Annotated in this window: 14 protein-coding genes; 12 read left to right on the top strand and 2 right to left on the bottom strand. The window is 60.0% G+C overall.

Annotated features, from left to right (window positions below):
• Nucleotides 1-70 precede the first annotated feature (70 nt).
• From purE to B0D71_RS18035, 4 genes are all read left to right on the top strand, one after another.
• The gene (purE, locus tag B0D71_RS18050) at nucleotides 71-562 is read left to right on the top strand and encodes a 5-(carboxyamino)imidazole ribonucleotide mutase (RefSeq protein ID WP_103395969.1); all 492 of its coding nucleotides are present in this window, start codon (nucleotides 71-73) and stop codon (nucleotides 560-562) included.
• An 11-nt stretch (nucleotides 563-573) separates the two neighbouring features.
• Nucleotides 574-1,656 (top strand): 5-(carboxyamino)imidazole ribonucleotide synthase, encoded by a 1,083-nt coding sequence (locus B0D71_RS18045; RefSeq protein WP_103395968.1) that lies wholly within the window; start codon nucleotides 574-576, stop codon nucleotides 1,654-1,656.
• Between the two features lie 106 nt (nucleotides 1,657-1,762).
• On the top strand, nucleotides 1,763-2,008 hold the full coding sequence (locus B0D71_RS18040) for a GlsB/YeaQ/YmgE family stress response membrane protein (protein WP_103395967.1): 246 nt from the start codon (nucleotides 1,763-1,765) through the stop codon (nucleotides 2,006-2,008).
• A gap of 87 nt (nucleotides 2,009-2,095) precedes the next feature.
• Nucleotides 2,096-2,632 carry a DUF3299 domain-containing protein gene (locus B0D71_RS18035; RefSeq protein WP_103395966.1) on the top strand — a complete coding sequence of 179 codons (537 nt, stop codon included), beginning with the start codon at nucleotides 2,096-2,098 and terminating at the stop codon, nucleotides 2,630-2,632.
• Between the two features lie 37 nt (nucleotides 2,633-2,669).
• Here B0D71_RS18035 and B0D71_RS18030 read toward each other — a convergent pair whose 3' ends face one another.
• Nucleotides 2,670-3,569 (bottom strand): D-hexose-6-phosphate mutarotase, encoded by a 900-nt coding sequence (locus B0D71_RS18030; protein WP_103395965.1) that lies wholly within the window; start codon nucleotides 3,567-3,569, stop codon nucleotides 2,670-2,672.
• A gap of 68 nt (nucleotides 3,570-3,637) precedes the next feature.
• Nucleotides 3,638-4,042, bottom strand: a complete 405-nt coding sequence (locus tag B0D71_RS18025) for an acyl-CoA thioesterase (RefSeq protein ID WP_007942704.1) — start codon at nucleotides 4,040-4,042, stop codon at nucleotides 3,638-3,640.
• Between the two features lie 364 nt (nucleotides 4,043-4,406).
• On the opposite strand from B0D71_RS18025, the gene B0D71_RS18020 reads away from it, so the two are divergent.
• The 8 genes from B0D71_RS18020 (at nucleotide 4,407) to B0D71_RS17985 (ending at nucleotide 15,119) form a co-directional block, all read left to right on the top strand.
• The gene (locus B0D71_RS18020; protein ID WP_103395964.1) at nucleotides 4,407-5,705 is read left to right on the top strand and encodes an MFS transporter; all 1,299 of its coding nucleotides are present in this window, start codon (nucleotides 4,407-4,409) and stop codon (nucleotides 5,703-5,705) included.
• A 198-nt stretch (nucleotides 5,706-5,903) separates the two neighbouring features.
• Nucleotides 5,904-6,905 (top strand): phosphate ABC transporter substrate-binding protein PstS, encoded by a 1,002-nt coding sequence (locus B0D71_RS18015; RefSeq protein ID WP_056726832.1) that lies wholly within the window; start codon nucleotides 5,904-5,906, stop codon nucleotides 6,903-6,905.
• A 218-nt stretch (nucleotides 6,906-7,123) separates the two neighbouring features.
• Complete coding sequence (locus B0D71_RS18010; RefSeq protein ID WP_103395963.1) at nucleotides 7,124-9,406, top strand: ABC transporter permease subunit; 2,283 nt, start codon at nucleotides 7,124-7,126, stop codon at nucleotides 9,404-9,406.
• A gap of 15 nt (nucleotides 9,407-9,421) precedes the next feature.
• The gene (gene pstA / locus B0D71_RS18005) at nucleotides 9,422-11,092 is read left to right on the top strand and encodes a phosphate ABC transporter permease PstA (protein WP_103395962.1); all 1,671 of its coding nucleotides are present in this window, start codon (nucleotides 9,422-9,424) and stop codon (nucleotides 11,090-11,092) included.
• A gap of 170 nt (nucleotides 11,093-11,262) precedes the next feature.
• The gene (gene pstB / locus B0D71_RS18000; protein ID WP_007971742.1) at nucleotides 11,263-12,096 is read left to right on the top strand and encodes a phosphate ABC transporter ATP-binding protein PstB; all 834 of its coding nucleotides are present in this window, start codon (nucleotides 11,263-11,265) and stop codon (nucleotides 12,094-12,096) included.
• A gap of 121 nt (nucleotides 12,097-12,217) precedes the next feature.
• Nucleotides 12,218-12,979, top strand: a complete 762-nt coding sequence (gene phoU, locus B0D71_RS17995; RefSeq protein ID WP_085723630.1) for a phosphate signaling complex protein PhoU — start codon at nucleotides 12,218-12,220, stop codon at nucleotides 12,977-12,979.
• 167 nt (nucleotides 12,980-13,146) lie between these two features.
• Nucleotides 13,147-14,049 carry a response regulator gene (locus tag B0D71_RS17990; protein WP_103395961.1) on the top strand — a complete coding sequence of 301 codons (903 nt, stop codon included), beginning with the start codon at nucleotides 13,147-13,149 and terminating at the stop codon, nucleotides 14,047-14,049.
• 170 nt (nucleotides 14,050-14,219) lie between these two features.
• On the top strand, nucleotides 14,220-15,119 hold the full coding sequence (locus tag B0D71_RS17985; protein WP_103395960.1) for a peptidoglycan DD-metalloendopeptidase family protein: 900 nt from the start codon (nucleotides 14,220-14,222) through the stop codon (nucleotides 15,117-15,119).
• Nucleotides 15,120-15,199 lie beyond the last annotated feature (80 nt).

The raw sequence follows: 15,199 nt of genomic DNA, 5'->3' as shown, positions 1-15,199 counted from the left end.
AGCCACGCATCCTGCGTGGCTTGTTGTTTTTTGATGCGCCTGCGGGCGCCCAGAGAGAAGAGGCACGACGATGAGTGCATTGGTTGGCGTGATCATGGGCTCCAAGTCCGATTGGTCCACCCTTAGCCACACCGCCGATATGCTGGAAAAGCTCGGCATCCCTTACGAGGTGAAAGTGGTTTCTGCCCACCGCACCCCGGACCTGCTGTTCCAGTACGCTGAAGAAGCGGAAGCGCGTGGCATCGAGGTGATCATCGCCGGTGCCGGCGGCGCAGCCCACTTGCCTGGCATGTGTGCGGCCAAGACCCACCTGCCGGTGCTGGGCGTACCGGTGCAGTCGGCAATGCTTTCGGGTGTTGATTCCCTGCTTTCCATTGTGCAGATGCCAGCAGGCATTCCGGTTGCCACTCTGGCCATCGGCAAGGCCGGTGCGATCAACGCAGCGCTGCTGTCGGCAAGTATCCTTGGCGCCAAGCACCCGCAGTTCCACACGGTGCTGAAAACCTTCCGTGCTGAACAGACAGACAGCGTCCTGGAAAATCCAGACCCACGCATCGCCTGAGGTTGTTGACGATGAAGATCGGTGTAATCGGTGGCGGCCAACTGGGTCGCATGTTGGCGCTGGCGGGTACTCCGCTGGGCATGAACTTCGCTTTCCTGGACCCTGCGCCGGATGCTTGCGCAGCCGCGTTGGGCGAACACCTGCGAGCCGATTACGGCGATCAGGATCACCTGCGTCAACTGGCCGATGAAGTCGATCTGGTGACCTTCGAGTTCGAAAGCGTTCCGGCGGAAACCGTTGCGTTCCTGTCGCAATTCGTTCCGGTCTACCCGAGCGCCGAAGCTCTGCGCATCGCCCGCGATCGCTGGTTCGAGAAGAGCATGTTCAAGGACCTGGGGATTCCTACACCGGCGTTCGCCGATATCCAGTCCCAGGCCGACCTCGATGCCGCCGTGGCTTCCATTGGCCTGCCGGCAGTGCTCAAGACCCGAACCCTGGGTTACGACGGCAAGGGCCAGAAAGTCCTGCGTACCCCTGAAGATGTGGTCGGCACCTTCGCCGAGCTGGGCAGCGTGGCCTGCCTGCTGGAAGGCTTCGTGCCGTTCACCGGTGAGGTCTCGCTGATCGCCGTGCGTGCTCGCGACGGTGAAACCCGCTTCTATCCGCTGGTGCACAACACCCACGACAGCGGCATCCTCAAGCTCTCGGTGGCCAGCACCGATCACCCGTTGCAAGCCTTGGCAGAGGACTACTCCAGCCGTGTGCTCAAGCAGCTGGATTACGTCGGTGTGATGGCGTTCGAGTTCTTTGAGGTCGACGGTGGCCTCAAGGCCAACGAAATTGCCCCGCGCGTGCACAACTCCGGACACTGGACCACTGAAGGCGCCGAGTGCAGCCAGTTCGAAAACCACCTGCGGGCGGTTGCCGGTCTGCCGTTGGGTTCGACGGCCAAGGTCGGCGAAAGCGCGATGCTCAACTTCATTGGCAAAGTGCCGGACGCCGAAAAGGTCCTGAACATCGCCGATTGCCACCTGCATCACTATGGCAAGGCGTTCAAGGTCGGCCGCAAGGTCGGTCATGCGAACCTTCGCTGTGCAGATCGCGAGACCCTGGCGGCGCAGATCCTCAAGGTTGAAGCGCTCATCGCCGAATAGTTTTATCTGGCAACGGCGGAACCTTCGGGTTGCGCCGTTCTCTCATGGCAGGTTGCGAAAGTCTGACTAGGCTTTCAACTAGCTACTTCATTGAGAGGGGAATGCCATGGGAATTATCGGAACCATCTTTATCGGTTTGATCGTCGGCTTGCTGGCGCGGTTCCTGAAACCGGGCGATGACAGCATGGGCTGGATCATGACGATCCTGCTCGGTATTGGCGGTTCGCTGGCGGCTACCTATGGCGGTCAGGCACTGGGCATCTATCAGGCCGGTCAAGGCGCCGGCTTCGTCGGTGCGCTGGTGGGCGCGGTTGTATTGTTGGTGATCTACGGACTGATCAAAAAGAACTGATCCAGATGACAACGCCCTCTCCGCCAAAGCGGCCGGGAGGGCTAGAATGCTCGGCGTTTCCTGTTCCTCCCTTTACCGAGCACCTTCATGCGCCGTCTTTTGTTGACTCTTGTTTTATTGGGTTCGGGCCTTGCCCATGCTGGCGAGCTGCCGGAAACCGACTGGCTCGAATTGATGCCCAAGTCGGACCAGAAGGCCCTCGAGGCCATGCCTGAAATCGACCACAACTCCCCTGAGGCCAATGGCACTTTCACCGACAAGGGTGGGATGAAGCAGGCCAAAGGCTTGCCGGCGGTGATGTACTCGACCAAGACCGTTGCATCGATGAACGACAGGAATATCCGCATTGGCGGTTACCCGGTGCCGCTGGAGTCAGACGCCAAGGGCCGCAGTACCTTGTTCTTCCTGGTGCCTTACCCGGGCGCCTGCATCCACGTGCCGCCCCCGCCGCCCAACCAGCTGGTGCTGGTGCGCTATCCAAAAGGCCTGAAGCTCAACGATATCTATACGCCGCTGTGGGTCACCGGCACGCTGAAAGTCGAAAAGGTCAGTAACGACCTGGCCGATGCAGCATATGCGCTGGATGCGGAGAAGGTGCGGGTGGTGAAAGAGTCGGATTTGTAGCGCGCTGCCAAATGGATTGGCACAAAAAACCTGTGGGTTAGAGCGATTTGCTGGCGATGCTCACACCCAGCGTATGGCTGGCGCCCGGTGCCAGGCTCACCACATCGCCCATCACGTTCGCCGTCTCGATGCACAGCATGCGCTGCCAGCCGTTGTCGGCCATGTCGCTGAACGCAGCGGCGCGGTCGATCCACGGGTTCCAGATCACCGCCGTACGCGATCCACAGCTGGTCAGTACGATGCGCCGTTCCCAGGCCGGATCGACGATGCTTAACTGTGGCGGGGCGTCGAGGTAGATGCGATCGGTTTCGCCGGTAAAACGCAGGTCACCAGTCTGGGTGACGGTTTTCCAGTTATCCAGGGTTTCGATGTAGTTGAGGCCATCCACGCCTTCGACATGCACGTCGCGCACATCGCTGACGGCAAAGTAACTGTGCAGTGCCTGGCTGATGCTGACGGCATCAGCGCCCTGGTTGTGGCTGGTCAGGTGGATGTGCAATTGCTCGTCGAGGCGAATGCTCAGCTTCAAATCCACCTGGTGCGGCCAGCCGGGAAAGCCGCCTTCGGGGTAGGGCAGGAGGAATTCAACCTTCAGGCTTTCGCCTTCGGCTTCGATGCCGCCCAGCTCCCAATCCATCGCTCGCACGAAGCCGTGAGCCGACGGCGCTTCTTTGCTGACGCGCATCGCCTGAACGCTTTGCGGATTGCGGTCAAACACGCCGAACCACGGCCAGCACACCGGCACGCCGGCACGGATGCTCTTGCCGGTCTTGAATACGGCCTCGTCGTTGAGCCAGATCAGCGGCGGCTGGCCTGCCAATTGATAGCTGAGGATGTGCGCGCCTTGCTGGGCCACCAGTAATTCGGCCTGACCGTGGCGGATGCGCCAGCAGTTCAGTTCATCCAGTTTTACGGCTTCAACATTGGGCGTGTTCATGGGACAGCTCTCGATCATTAACGTGGACGACTATCGACCGCAAAACGGCTACCAGGTTTAGAAGCTCTTTATCGAGCCCTGGGCGGAACCGAGCGGGTGCGGCCGCTGCCGTCGATGGCAACGAACACAAAGACCGCTTCGGTGACTTTACGCCACTCGCTGGACAGTGGATCGTCGCTCCAGACCTCGACCATCATCTTGATCGAGCTGCGGCCGATTTCCAGGGCCTGTGTATAAAAGGAAAGCTGAGCGCCCACCGCCACCGGAACCAGAAACGCCATACGGTCGATCGCAACGGTGGCAACGCGCCCGCCGGCGACCTTGCTGGCCATCGCGGTGCCTGCCAAGTCCATCTGCGCCACCAGCCAGCCGCCGAAAATATCGCCAAAGCCGTTGGTTTCGCGAGGGAGCGCGGTGATTTGCAGGGCCAGGTCGCCTTGCGGGATCGGATCTTCTTGTTCGAGCTCTATCATGCCGGGGGTGCCTCTGACCCGTGACTCTTCGTTGGTATTGCAGGTGGTAGCCGTCTTCGGGAAAAACGATTCAACACCGAACATACAACGTTCGTCACGTTTTCCATCAGGCGCCTAAAGGGAAACTCTGCGAAATCGCCTATGAACCTGACAGGCGTTTTCGCACAGCAACCCCTGAAAAACCGGAGCAAGGCTGCGAGTATATCGGTCGGTAGACTCCGCGACGACCGTCCGGTTCTCATTTTGACTGTCAAAAATGCACCTCTATGTGCTTTTTCGAACAATTTGCTATCGTGCCGGACCTGCCCAAACCTCCGCCAGCGTTGTTGAGGTTGCAGATCCGACTATAAGAGAAGCCCTTGCCATGACCACAGCGCCCTCGAGCATCGCGCAGCCAGACCAGCCCGCACGTCCGTTGACCCGCAACGACTACAAGACTCTTTCGCTGTCTGCCCTGGGTGGCGCGCTGGAGTTCTACGATTTCATCATTTTCGTGTTCTTCGCCACGGTGGTGGGCAAGCTGTTTTTCCCGGCGGACATGCCTGAATGGCTACGCCTGATGCAGACCTTCGGCATCTTCGCCGCCGGCTACCTCGCACGCCCGCTGGGCGGCATCGTGATGGCGCACTTCGGCGACCTGCTGGGACGCAAGAAAATGTTCACCCTGAGCATTTTCATGATGGCGGTGCCGACCCTGATCATGGGTTTGCTGCCGACCTATGCGCAGATCGGCATGTGGGCGCCGATCCTGCTGCTGTTGATGCGAGTGATCCAGGGCGCCGCCATTGGCGGTGAAGTACCGGGGGCGTGGGTCTTTGTTTCCGAACACGTGCCGCAGCGGCATGTCGGCTACGCCTGCGGCACCCTGACCAGCGGCCTGACGGCGGGCATCTTGCTGGGCTCTCTGGTCGCTACGGCGATCAACAGCCTGTACACCCCGGTTGAAGTGGCGGATTACGCCTGGCGGATCCCGTTCCTGCTGGGTGGTGTGTTCGGTTTGTTCTCGGTGTACCTGCGTCGCTGGCTGCACGAAACTCCAGTTTTCGCCGAACTGCAACAGCGCAAGGCCCTGGCCGAAGAGGTGCCGCTGCGGGCGGTGCTGCGTGACCATCGTGGCGCGATTGCCATTTCGATGCTGCTGACCTGGCTGTTGTCGGCCGCCATCGTGGTGCTGATCCTGATGACCCCGACAGTGTTGCAGACGGTCTATCACTTCTCGCCAACCACGTCCCTGCAGGCGAACAGCGTGGCGATCGTGTTCCTGAGTTTTGGCTGCATCATCGCTGGCGCACTGGCCGATCGCTTCGGTGCGGGGCGAGTCTTCGTGATCGGCTGTACCGCGCTGTTGGCCAGTTCCTGGACCTTCTATCACAGCCTGGCAGACCATCCCGACTGGCTGTTCCCGATGTATGCCCTCACCGGTCTGCTGGTCGGCACCATCGGCGCGGTGCCCTATGTGATGGTCAAGGCCTTCCCTCCAGTGGTGCGTTTCAGCGGCCTGTCGTTCTCGTACAACGTCGCCTACGCGATTTTCGGTGGTCTGACGCCGATGATCGTCAGCTTGTTGCTCAAGGAAAGTCCGATGGGGCCTGCCTATTATGTGGCGGTGCTGTGTGGGGTCGGGATTCTTGTGGGGGCTTATCTCTGGAAGAAGGGGCGCTAGTTTGGCCTCATCGCCAGCAAGCCGGCTCCTACAGAAGTCCGTAGGAGCCGGCTTGCTGGCGATGAGGGCAGCGCGAATTATCCCGCATCAACCAAATACTGGCCTTTCATCCAATTGTCATATTTCAGCCATAGAGTGTTCACACGGCCTGCTGATACTTGGCCCCGAATAACACACCCTATCTGCTAGGAGTAAGGCATGAAACTGAAGCGTTTGATGGCGGCAATGACTTTTGTCGCTGCTGGCGTTGCGACTGCCAACGCGGTTGCCGCTGTTGACCCTGCTATCCCGAGCTACACCAAGACCACTGGTGTGTCGGGCAACCTGTCCAGCGTTGGTTCCGATACCTTGGCCAACCTCATGACCCTCTGGGCTGAGAACTACAAAAAAGAATACCCGAACGTAAACATCCAGATTCAGGCCGCTGGCTCCGCCACTGCGCCACCTGCGCTGACTGAAGGCACCTCCAACCTGGGCCCGATGAGCCGCAAGATGAAGGACACCGAGCTGGCTGCCTTTGAGCAGAAGTACGGCTACAAGCCAACCGCTATCCCGGTTGCCGTGGACGCCCTGGCTGTCTTCGTACACAAGGACAACCCGATCCAGCACCTGACCATGGAACAGGTCGACGCGATCTTCTCGTCCACTCGTCTGTGCGGCGCTAAAGCCGACGTGAAAACCTGGGGCGACCTGGGCGTGACCGGTGACCTGGCCAACAAGCCGGTTCAATTGTTCGGTCGTAACTCGGTATCCGGCACCTACGGCTACTTCAAGGAAGAAGCCCTGTGCAAAGGCGACTACAAGCCTAACGTGAACGAGCAACCAGGTTCGGCTTCCGTCGTGCAGTCGATCAGCTCCTCGCTGAACGGCATCGGTTACTCGGGCATCGGTTACAAGACCGCTAGCGTGAAGACTGTGGCCCTGGCCAAGAAAGGCAGCCAGGACTTCATCGAAGACACCGAAGAAAACGCCCTGAATGGCAAGTACCCGCTGTCGCGCTTCCTGTACGTGTACGTCAACAAAGCCCCGAACAAGCCTCTGGCCCCGCTGGAAGCCGAGTTCGTGAAGCTGGTTCTGTCGAAACAGGGCCAGGAAGTTGTAGTGAAAGACGGCTACATCCCACTGCCGGCCAAAGTAGCTGCCAAAGCTCTGGCTGACCTGGGTCTGGCGGAAGGCGGCGCTGAAGTCGCAAAAAAGTAACAAATTGAGTCCGGGTTAATCCCCGAACTCTGTAGGAGCCGGCTTGCCGGCGATGGCATCACCGCGGTGAAACTGTCGAATGGAATCGACTGCATCGCCAGCAAGCCGGCTCCTACAACCCCCAAATTCTCTATCCACTGCCAGTGACCGCTGGCGGCGGATTTGTTGCGTCACTGCACTGTCATCTTTCTGTCATACAGGATCGCTAGGGTGTGCGAATGAATGATCTGGCCAATTCCACAATGACTACTAATCCCCCCAAGCGAATTGACTTCAATACGCCTGAGCTACAACGCAAGCGTCGCATTCGCGCGCTCAAGGATCGCTTCACCCGCTGGTACGTCCTCATCGGCGGCCTGGCGGTGCTGGCAGCCATCACACTGATCTTCTTCTTCCTCGCCTACGTGGTTGCGCCGTTGTTCCAGGGTGCCAGCCTGACGGCGAAAGATGCGATCGCTCCAGCCTGGATGCAGGATTCCGGCAAGCCGCTGATGATCTCCCTGGAAGAGCAAAACCAGGTGGCGATGCGGGTTTCCGACAAGGGCCAGGCACTGTTCTTCGATATCGACAGTGGCGCCGAACTCAAGCGCGTCGATTTGCCTGTTCCGGCGGGCACCACCGTCACTTCCATCGGCGAGGACCAGCCAGGTCATCCGCTGGTGGCCGTGGGCCTGTCCAACGGCCAGGCCCTGGTGTTCCGTCACACCTATAAAGTCAGCTACCCGGAAGGCAAGAAAACCATCACCCCGGCCATCGAGTACCCGTACGGCGAAACGCCAATCGCGGTCAACGAAGCCGGCGGTGCGCTGGAGCACGTCAGCCTCAACGCCAACGATTCGACCCTGATGCTGGTCGGCTCCACCGGTTCGCAACTCAATGTTCTGTCGCTGACCAGCGAAGAGAACATGATGACCGGCGAAGTTACCAACGAGCAGAAGCGCATCGACCTGCCGCAAATGACCGAGCCGGTGAAGAACATCTTCGTCGACCCGCGCCAGCAGTGGCTGTACGTGGTTAACGGGCGTGCCCAGGCGGACGTGTTCAGCCTGCGCGACAAGAGCCTCAATGGTCGCTACAAACTGCTTGAAGACGGTGAAGCGCAAGTCACCGCCAGCACTCAGTTGGTGGGCGGCATTTCCCTGATCATCGGTGACTCCAAAGGTGGTCTGGCCCAGTGGTTCATGGCTCGCGATCCGGATGGCGAGCAGCGTTTGAAGCAGATCCGTACGTTCCAGATGGGCACCGCGCCTATCGTAGAAATCACTGCTGAGGAACGTCGCAAGGGCTTCGTTGCCCTGGACGCTTCCGGCAAGCTTGGCGTGTTCCACAGCACCGCCCACCGCACCTTGCTGGTTGAGCCGGTCGCTGAAGGCCAGGGCATTTTCGGTCTGTCACCGCGTGCCAACCGCGTGATCGTTGAAGCCGGTGGCAAGCTGCAACCGCTGCTGCTCGACAACCCGCACCCGGAAGTCTCGTGGAGCGCGCTGTGGAGCAAGGTCTGGTACGAGAACTACGACGAACCTAAATACGTCTGGCAATCGACCGCCGCCAACACCGACTTCGAACCTAAGCTGAGTCTGTCTCCACTGACCTTCGGTACCCTGAAAGCCGCGTTCTACGCCATGCTGCTGGCCGCTCCACTGGCCGTTGCCGCTGCGATCTACACCGCGTACTTCATGGCCCCGGGCATGCGTCGCAAGGTCAAGCCGGTGATCGAGCTGATGGAAGCGATGCCGACGGTGATCCTCGGTTTCTTCGCCGGTCTGTTCCTCGCACCCTATGTGGAAGGGCATTTGCCCGGCATCTTCAGCCTGCTGATGTTGCTGCCGATCGGCATCCTGGTCGCTGGTTTCACCTTCAGCCGCCTGCCTGAGTCGATCCGCCTGAAAGTCCCGGATGGCTGGGAAAGTGCGCTGCTGATTCCGGTGATCTTGTTTGTGGGCTGGCTGTCGCTGTACATGAGCCCGTTCATGGAGAACTGGTTCTTCGGCGGCGACATGCGCATGTGGATCTCCCACGACCTGGGCATCACCTACGACCAGCGCAACGCCCTGGTGGTCGGCCTGGCCATGGGCTTCGCGGTCATCCCGAACATCTACTCGATCGCTGAAGACGCTGTGTTCAGCGTACCTCGGGGCCTGACCCTGGGCTCCCTGGCCCTCGGTGCCACGCCGTGGCAGACCATGACCCGCGTGGTGATCCTCACCGCGAGCCCGGGCATCTTCTCGGCACTGATGATCGGCATGGGCCGTGCGGTCGGTGAAACCATGATCGTGCTGATGGCCACCGGTAACACCCCGGTCATGGAAATGAACCTGTTCGAAGGCCTGCGCACCCTGGCCGCCAACGTCGCGGTGGAAATGCCCGAATCGGAAGTCGGCGGCAGCCACTACCGCGTGCTGTTCCTCTCGGCGCTGGTGCTGCTGTTGTTCACCTTCGTCATGAACACCCTCGCAGAACTGATTCGTCAGCGCCTGCGCAAGAAATACTCGTCGCTTTAAGAAAGGTAGAAGTCTGTGAAACAGAACTCCCTGAAAGGATGGTTCAAGAGCGGCGCCCCCGGCGTCTGGATCAGCGGTGGCGCGGTGTCCATCGCGGTCATCATGACCATTGGCCTGCTGGCAGTGATTGCCGTGCGCGGCCTGGGTCACTTCTGGCCGGCGGATCTGGTGCACGCCAGCTACGACGTGCCGGGCCAGGCCAATCACCTGGTGATCGGCGAAATCGTACAGAAGGAAGAAGTGCCGCGCGCCCGCTTGAAGAGCGCTGGCTTGCCGGTACCTGAACAGGGTCCGGAGTTCATGACTCGCGAGCTGATCAAGGTCGGCAACCGCGACCTGAACGGCAATGACTTCACCTGGATCGTCGGCGAGTGGCTGACCAATCAGACCACACCGCCAGAGCTGATGGCCATCGAGCGTCGTGAGTGGGGCAACTTCTACGGTTACCTGGTCAACGTCAAACAGGATGGCAAGGTTGTCGCTGAAGGCGAAGCCGCATGGCCTGAGTTGCAGACCCGTGTCGACCGCGTCAACAAGCTGGCAGCGCAGCTCAAGAGCCTGGAAAAAACCGACATCGGGGCGATCAACGCCGGTCTCGAGCGCATCCGCTTGCACGGTCGCAAGCTTGAGCTGGAAGGCAAACTCGACGCCACCGCACAAGCGGACATGGAATCCGAGCGCGCCGAGCTCAACGCTCGCTATCAGGATATCGAGGCGCGCCTGAGCGACCTGCACGCGCAGTTCAACCGCGACAGCCTGACCGCCCGCGATGCGAACGGTAAGGAAATCGAAATCGGCATCGGCAAAGTGGTTCACGCCTACCAGCCGAATGCCATGAGCACCATGACCAAGATTGGTTTCTACTTCAGCAAGGTCTGGGAGTTCCTGAGCGACGACCCGCGTGAAGCGAACACCGAAGGCGGGATTTTCCCGGCCATCTTCGGCACCGTGATGATGACCCTGATCATGGCGATGATCGTGACCCCGTTCGGCGTACTGGCGGCGGTGTACCTGCGTGAATATGCCAAGCAGAACACCCTGACCCGGGTGATCCGCATCGCGGTGAACAACCTGGCAGGTGTTCCGGCCATCGTTTACGGCGTGTTCGGTCTGGGCTTCTTCGTCTACGTGCTGGGTGGCTCGCTTGACCGTCTGTTCTTCCCGGAAGCCTTGCCGGCGCCGACCTTCGGTACGCCGGGCCTGCTCTGGGCCTCGCTGACCCTGGCTCTGCTGGCAGTGCCGGTAGTGATCGTGGCCACCGAAGAAGGTCTGGCGCGAATTCCTCGCACCGTGCGTGAAGGCTCGTTGGCCCTCGGCGCGACCAAGGCTGAGACCTTGTGGAAGATCGTGCTGCCGATGGCCAGCCCGGCGATGATGACCGGCATGATCCTCGCCGTGGCCCGTGCCGCGGGTGAAGTGGCGCCGTTGATGCTGGTGGGTGTGGTGAAACTGGCGCCGTCGCTGCCGGTGGACGGTAACTACCCGTACCTGCACCTGGACCAGAAGATCATGCACCTGGGCTTCCACATCTATGACGTCGGCTTCCAGAGCCCGAACGTCGAGGCCGCGCGGCCACTGGTGTACGCCACGGCGTTGCTGCTGGTGCTGGTGATCGCGACGTTGAACCTGTCGGCGGTGTACATCCGTAACCACCTGCGCGAGAAGTACAAGGCGCTGGATAGCTGATCAACACCGAACTGTAGGAGCCGGCTTGCTGGCGAAGGCATCACCACGGTGAGCCTGCGGGACCGAGTGGCCTGCATCGCCAGCAAGCCGGCTCCTACAAAAAGAATTGCGTAACCGCAGGCCAGGCCTGCGGCTCACCGAACCGAATTTGTTAGCACAGGGAGCCTCCCATGCAGCACGAAGCACATACCCACGGCATCAACATGTCTGCCCTGGGTCGCGACAAGCAGAGCCTGAACCTCGAACAGGAAACCGTGGCCATCGAAGTGCCGGGCCTGAGCCTGTTCTACGGCGAAAAACAAGCGCTGTACGACGTCAGCATGAACATTCCGAAACAGCGCGTGACCGCCTTCATCGGCCCGTCCGGCTGCGGCAAGTCCACGCTGCTGCGTACCTTCAACCGCATGAACGACCTGGTTGACGGTTGCCGCGTTGAAGGCGAGATCAACCTCTACGGCAACAACATCTACCGCAAGGGCGAGGATGTGGCCGAGCTGCGTCGTCGCGTCGGGATGGTGTTCCAGAAGCCGAACCCGTTCCCGAAAACCATCTACGAGAACGTGGTCTACGGTCTGCGCATCCAGGGGATCAACAAGAAGCGTGTGCTCGACGAGGCCGTCGAGTGGGCATTGAAAGGCGCGGCGTTGTGGGACGAAGTCAAAGACCGTCTGCACGAGTCGGCACTGGGGCTGTCCGGTGGTCAGCAGCAGCGTCTGGTGATTGCTCGCACCATCGCTGTTGAACCGGAAGTGTTGTTGCTCGACGAACCGTGCTCGGCACTCGACCCGATCTCCACGCTGAAAGTCGAAGAGCTGATCTACGAACTTAAATCCAAGTTCACCATCGTCATCGTGACCCACAACATGCAACAGGCGGCGCGGGTTTCCGACTACACGGCGTTCATGTACATGGGCAAACTGGTGGAATTCGGCGACACCGATACCCTGTTCACCAATCCGGCGAAAAAGCAGACCGAAGACTACATCACTGGCCGGTATGGCTAGTTGAGGCTGCCGCGAGCTACACGCTGCAAGCGGCAAGAAAGAAGCGGTGCGATTTCAGGACTTGTACATAACTGCTTGAAGCTTGCAGCTTGAAGCTTGCAACTTTCGCGGAGCGAAAAAGATGATTAGTAAAGAAGGCCTTACCCACCACATTTCCGCGCAATTCAACGCCGAGCTTGAGGAAGTGCGCAGCCACCTCCTGGCCATGGGCGGGCTGGTGGAAAAGCAAGTCAACGACGCAGTGACCGCGCTGATCGAGGCCGACTCCGGCCTGGCCCAGCAGGTGCGCGAGATCGACGACCAGATCAACCAGATGGAACGCAACATCGACGAAGAATGCCTGCGCATTCTGGCCCGTCGTCAGCCGGCGGCGTCCGACTTGCGCCTGATCATCAGCATCTCCAAGTCGGTAATCGACCTGGAGCGCATTGGTGACGAAGCGACCAAGATCGCTCGCCGTGCCATCCAGCTGTGCGAAGAAGGGGAAGCGCCACGCGGTTATGTCGAGGTGCGCCACATCGGTGACCAGGTGCGCAACATGGTCCGCGACGCACTGGACGCCTTCGCCCGTTTCGACGCCGAACTGGCCTTGTCGGTGGCGCAGTACGACAAGATTATCGACCGTGAATACAAGACCGCCTTGCGTGAGCTGGCCACCTACATGATGGAAGATCCGCGCTCTATCTCGCGGGTTCTGAGCATCATCTGGGTACTGCGTTCGCTGGAGCGTATTGGCGACCACGCTCGCAACATCTCGGAGCTGGTGATTTATCTGGTACGCGGCACGGACGTGCGACACTTGGGCCTCAAGCGCATGAAGGAAGAAGTTGAAGGAACCAGTGGCGAAACCGCTAATGTTCCGGGCAAAACTGACGATAAGTAAGGTTGCCCAAGTAAAGCGCCCGGCCTATTGGCCGGGCGTTTTTGTTTGCGGCTGACGAATTCGAAAAGCAGCACCCGCGAACGAAAAGTCCGGCGTGACTGAAGGTTTTTGGCAATGTGCCATCAGCAAGGCGGTATGCTGGCCAGGATTTTTTAAAGGGGTGGTGGATGAGTAAGGTCAGTGTGTTGGTCGTGGACGACGCGTCGTTCATCCGTGACTTGGTGAAAAAGTGCCTGCGCAATTATTTCCCGGGCATGCGCATCGAAGATGCGATCAACGGCAGAAAGGCTCAGGCCATGCTGGCCAAGGAAGACTTCGACCTGGTGCTGTGCGACTGGGAAATGCCGGAAATGTCCGGCCTGGAACTGCTGACCTGGTGTCGTGAGCAAGACAGCCTCAAGGCCATGCCTTTCGTGATGGTGACCAGCCGTGGCGACAAGGAGAACGTTGTCCAGGCGATCCAGGCGGGGGTATCCGGTTACGTCAGCAAGCCGTTCACCAACGAGCAACTGATCACCAAGGTCAAGCAGGCGCTGCACAAGGTCGGCAAACTCGACGCCTTGATCAACGTCGCCGCGACCAAAACTGTGCCGGCATTCGCCAATGACTCCCTGGCCGCCCTCACTGCTGGCAATGCCCCCGTGGTCGCGCCAACGGCCGCTCCCGCGCCGTCCAAAGGCTTGCTCAACAGCCCGCCAGTCAAGGCGCCCGCCGCCTCTTCGGCAGCCGCTGGCGGTCGTGGCCAGGGTCAACTGCGTTTGCCGAACGGCATCCAGCAATGCGTGATCAAGGCCTTGAGCCTCAAGGAAGCCCTGTTGGTGGTCAAGCGCAGCGAGACCCTGCCGCAGATCCTCGACAGCGCCGTGCTGGACCTTGAGCAGGGCGACAATGCCGAAGTCGCCCGCCTCAACGGCTATTTGCACGCGGTCGTGGCCCACGAGCCGAAACCCGATAGTGACTGGCTGCAACTGACCTTCCGCTTTGTCGACCAGGATGCGCAGAAGCTCGATTACATCTCGCGCCTGATTGCGCGGGGTACGGCGCAGAAGCACTACATTCCCGGGGCTTGATCCAGCGTCGTCTGTCAGTCCGCCTTCGCGAGCAAGTCGAGTCGTCGCGAAGGGGCTGTCACTTCTACCGCACATCTGTTGAACAGCCTTTCTGAAACATCTGCCGACTACCCGGGTCCATTGCAGCTGCTAGGCTCAATCCCGGGTCTCACTCGACAGAATCCTTGCTCATGTTCACGCGAATGCTGCTTTTTTGTGGTCTGTGCGTGGCCGCCGCTTCGGCGACGGCCATGACGATCTACAAGTCCACCGATGCCAATGGCGTGGTCTCCTACAGCGACTTCCCCACCAGCAAAAACTCCAAGCTGTTTATTTTTCGCGATGGCATGGTCGAGCACCTTGAGCGCCAGGTGCGTCTGATCATCATGAAGAAGAACGGCGTGCACAGCGTATACGTGCGCAATGACCTGTATGCGCCGGTAGAGGTCGAATTGAGTTTTGCCGGGGTGAAGAACGCCAGTGGAGCGCCGGGGCGGACGATTCGAAGCGTGATTCCGCTACGCAGCAGCGTTCGTCTGGCGCAGCTCAAGGCAAATAACGCCGGACGGCCGCTCGCCTACGTTCCGAAATTCAAGTACTCGCTGGGCGACCCCTCAGGGCCCACAGTGGGCTATCGCTACCCGTTGCCCTGGCGTGGTGGACCGTTCCGGATCAGTCAGGGCGCCAATGGGCCCTACAGTCACTTCGGCCCCAAGGGCCGTTATGCCATCGACATTGCGATGCCCGAAGGCACGCCGATCATTGCAGCACGGGATGGCGTGGTGGTGAAAACCGAAAATCGCCAGAGCGGGCGCGGCACCGATGCATCCGGCAATTTCGTGCGGGTGCTGCACGATGACGGGACCATGGGTGTTTATCTGCACCTGAAGAAAGGTTCGGTCTGCGTTCGGGAAGGTCAACGGGTGAAGGTCGGCAGTGCATTGGCGTTGTCCGGCAACACCGGCAACAGCACCGGGCCGCATTTGCACTTCGTGGTGCAGCGCAATACCGGGCTGGGGCTGGTGTCGATACCGTACCAGTTCAACCAGCCGGTCAGTGCGCTGCCCAACTTTGCGTTGGGCAAGCAGTGAAGTTTTCGGTGATCAACTGTGGCGAGGGGGCTTGCCCCCGTTGGGCTGCGAAGCTGCCCTGAATCCAGTCACCTCGATTA

Source organism: Pseudomonas laurylsulfativorans (genome assembly GCF_002906155.1).
In the GTDB taxonomy this organism is placed as follows: Bacteria; Pseudomonadota; Gammaproteobacteria; order Pseudomonadales; family Pseudomonadaceae; genus Aquipseudomonas; species Aquipseudomonas laurylsulfativorans.
This window is presented reverse-complemented; position numbering and strand designations above follow the sequence as displayed.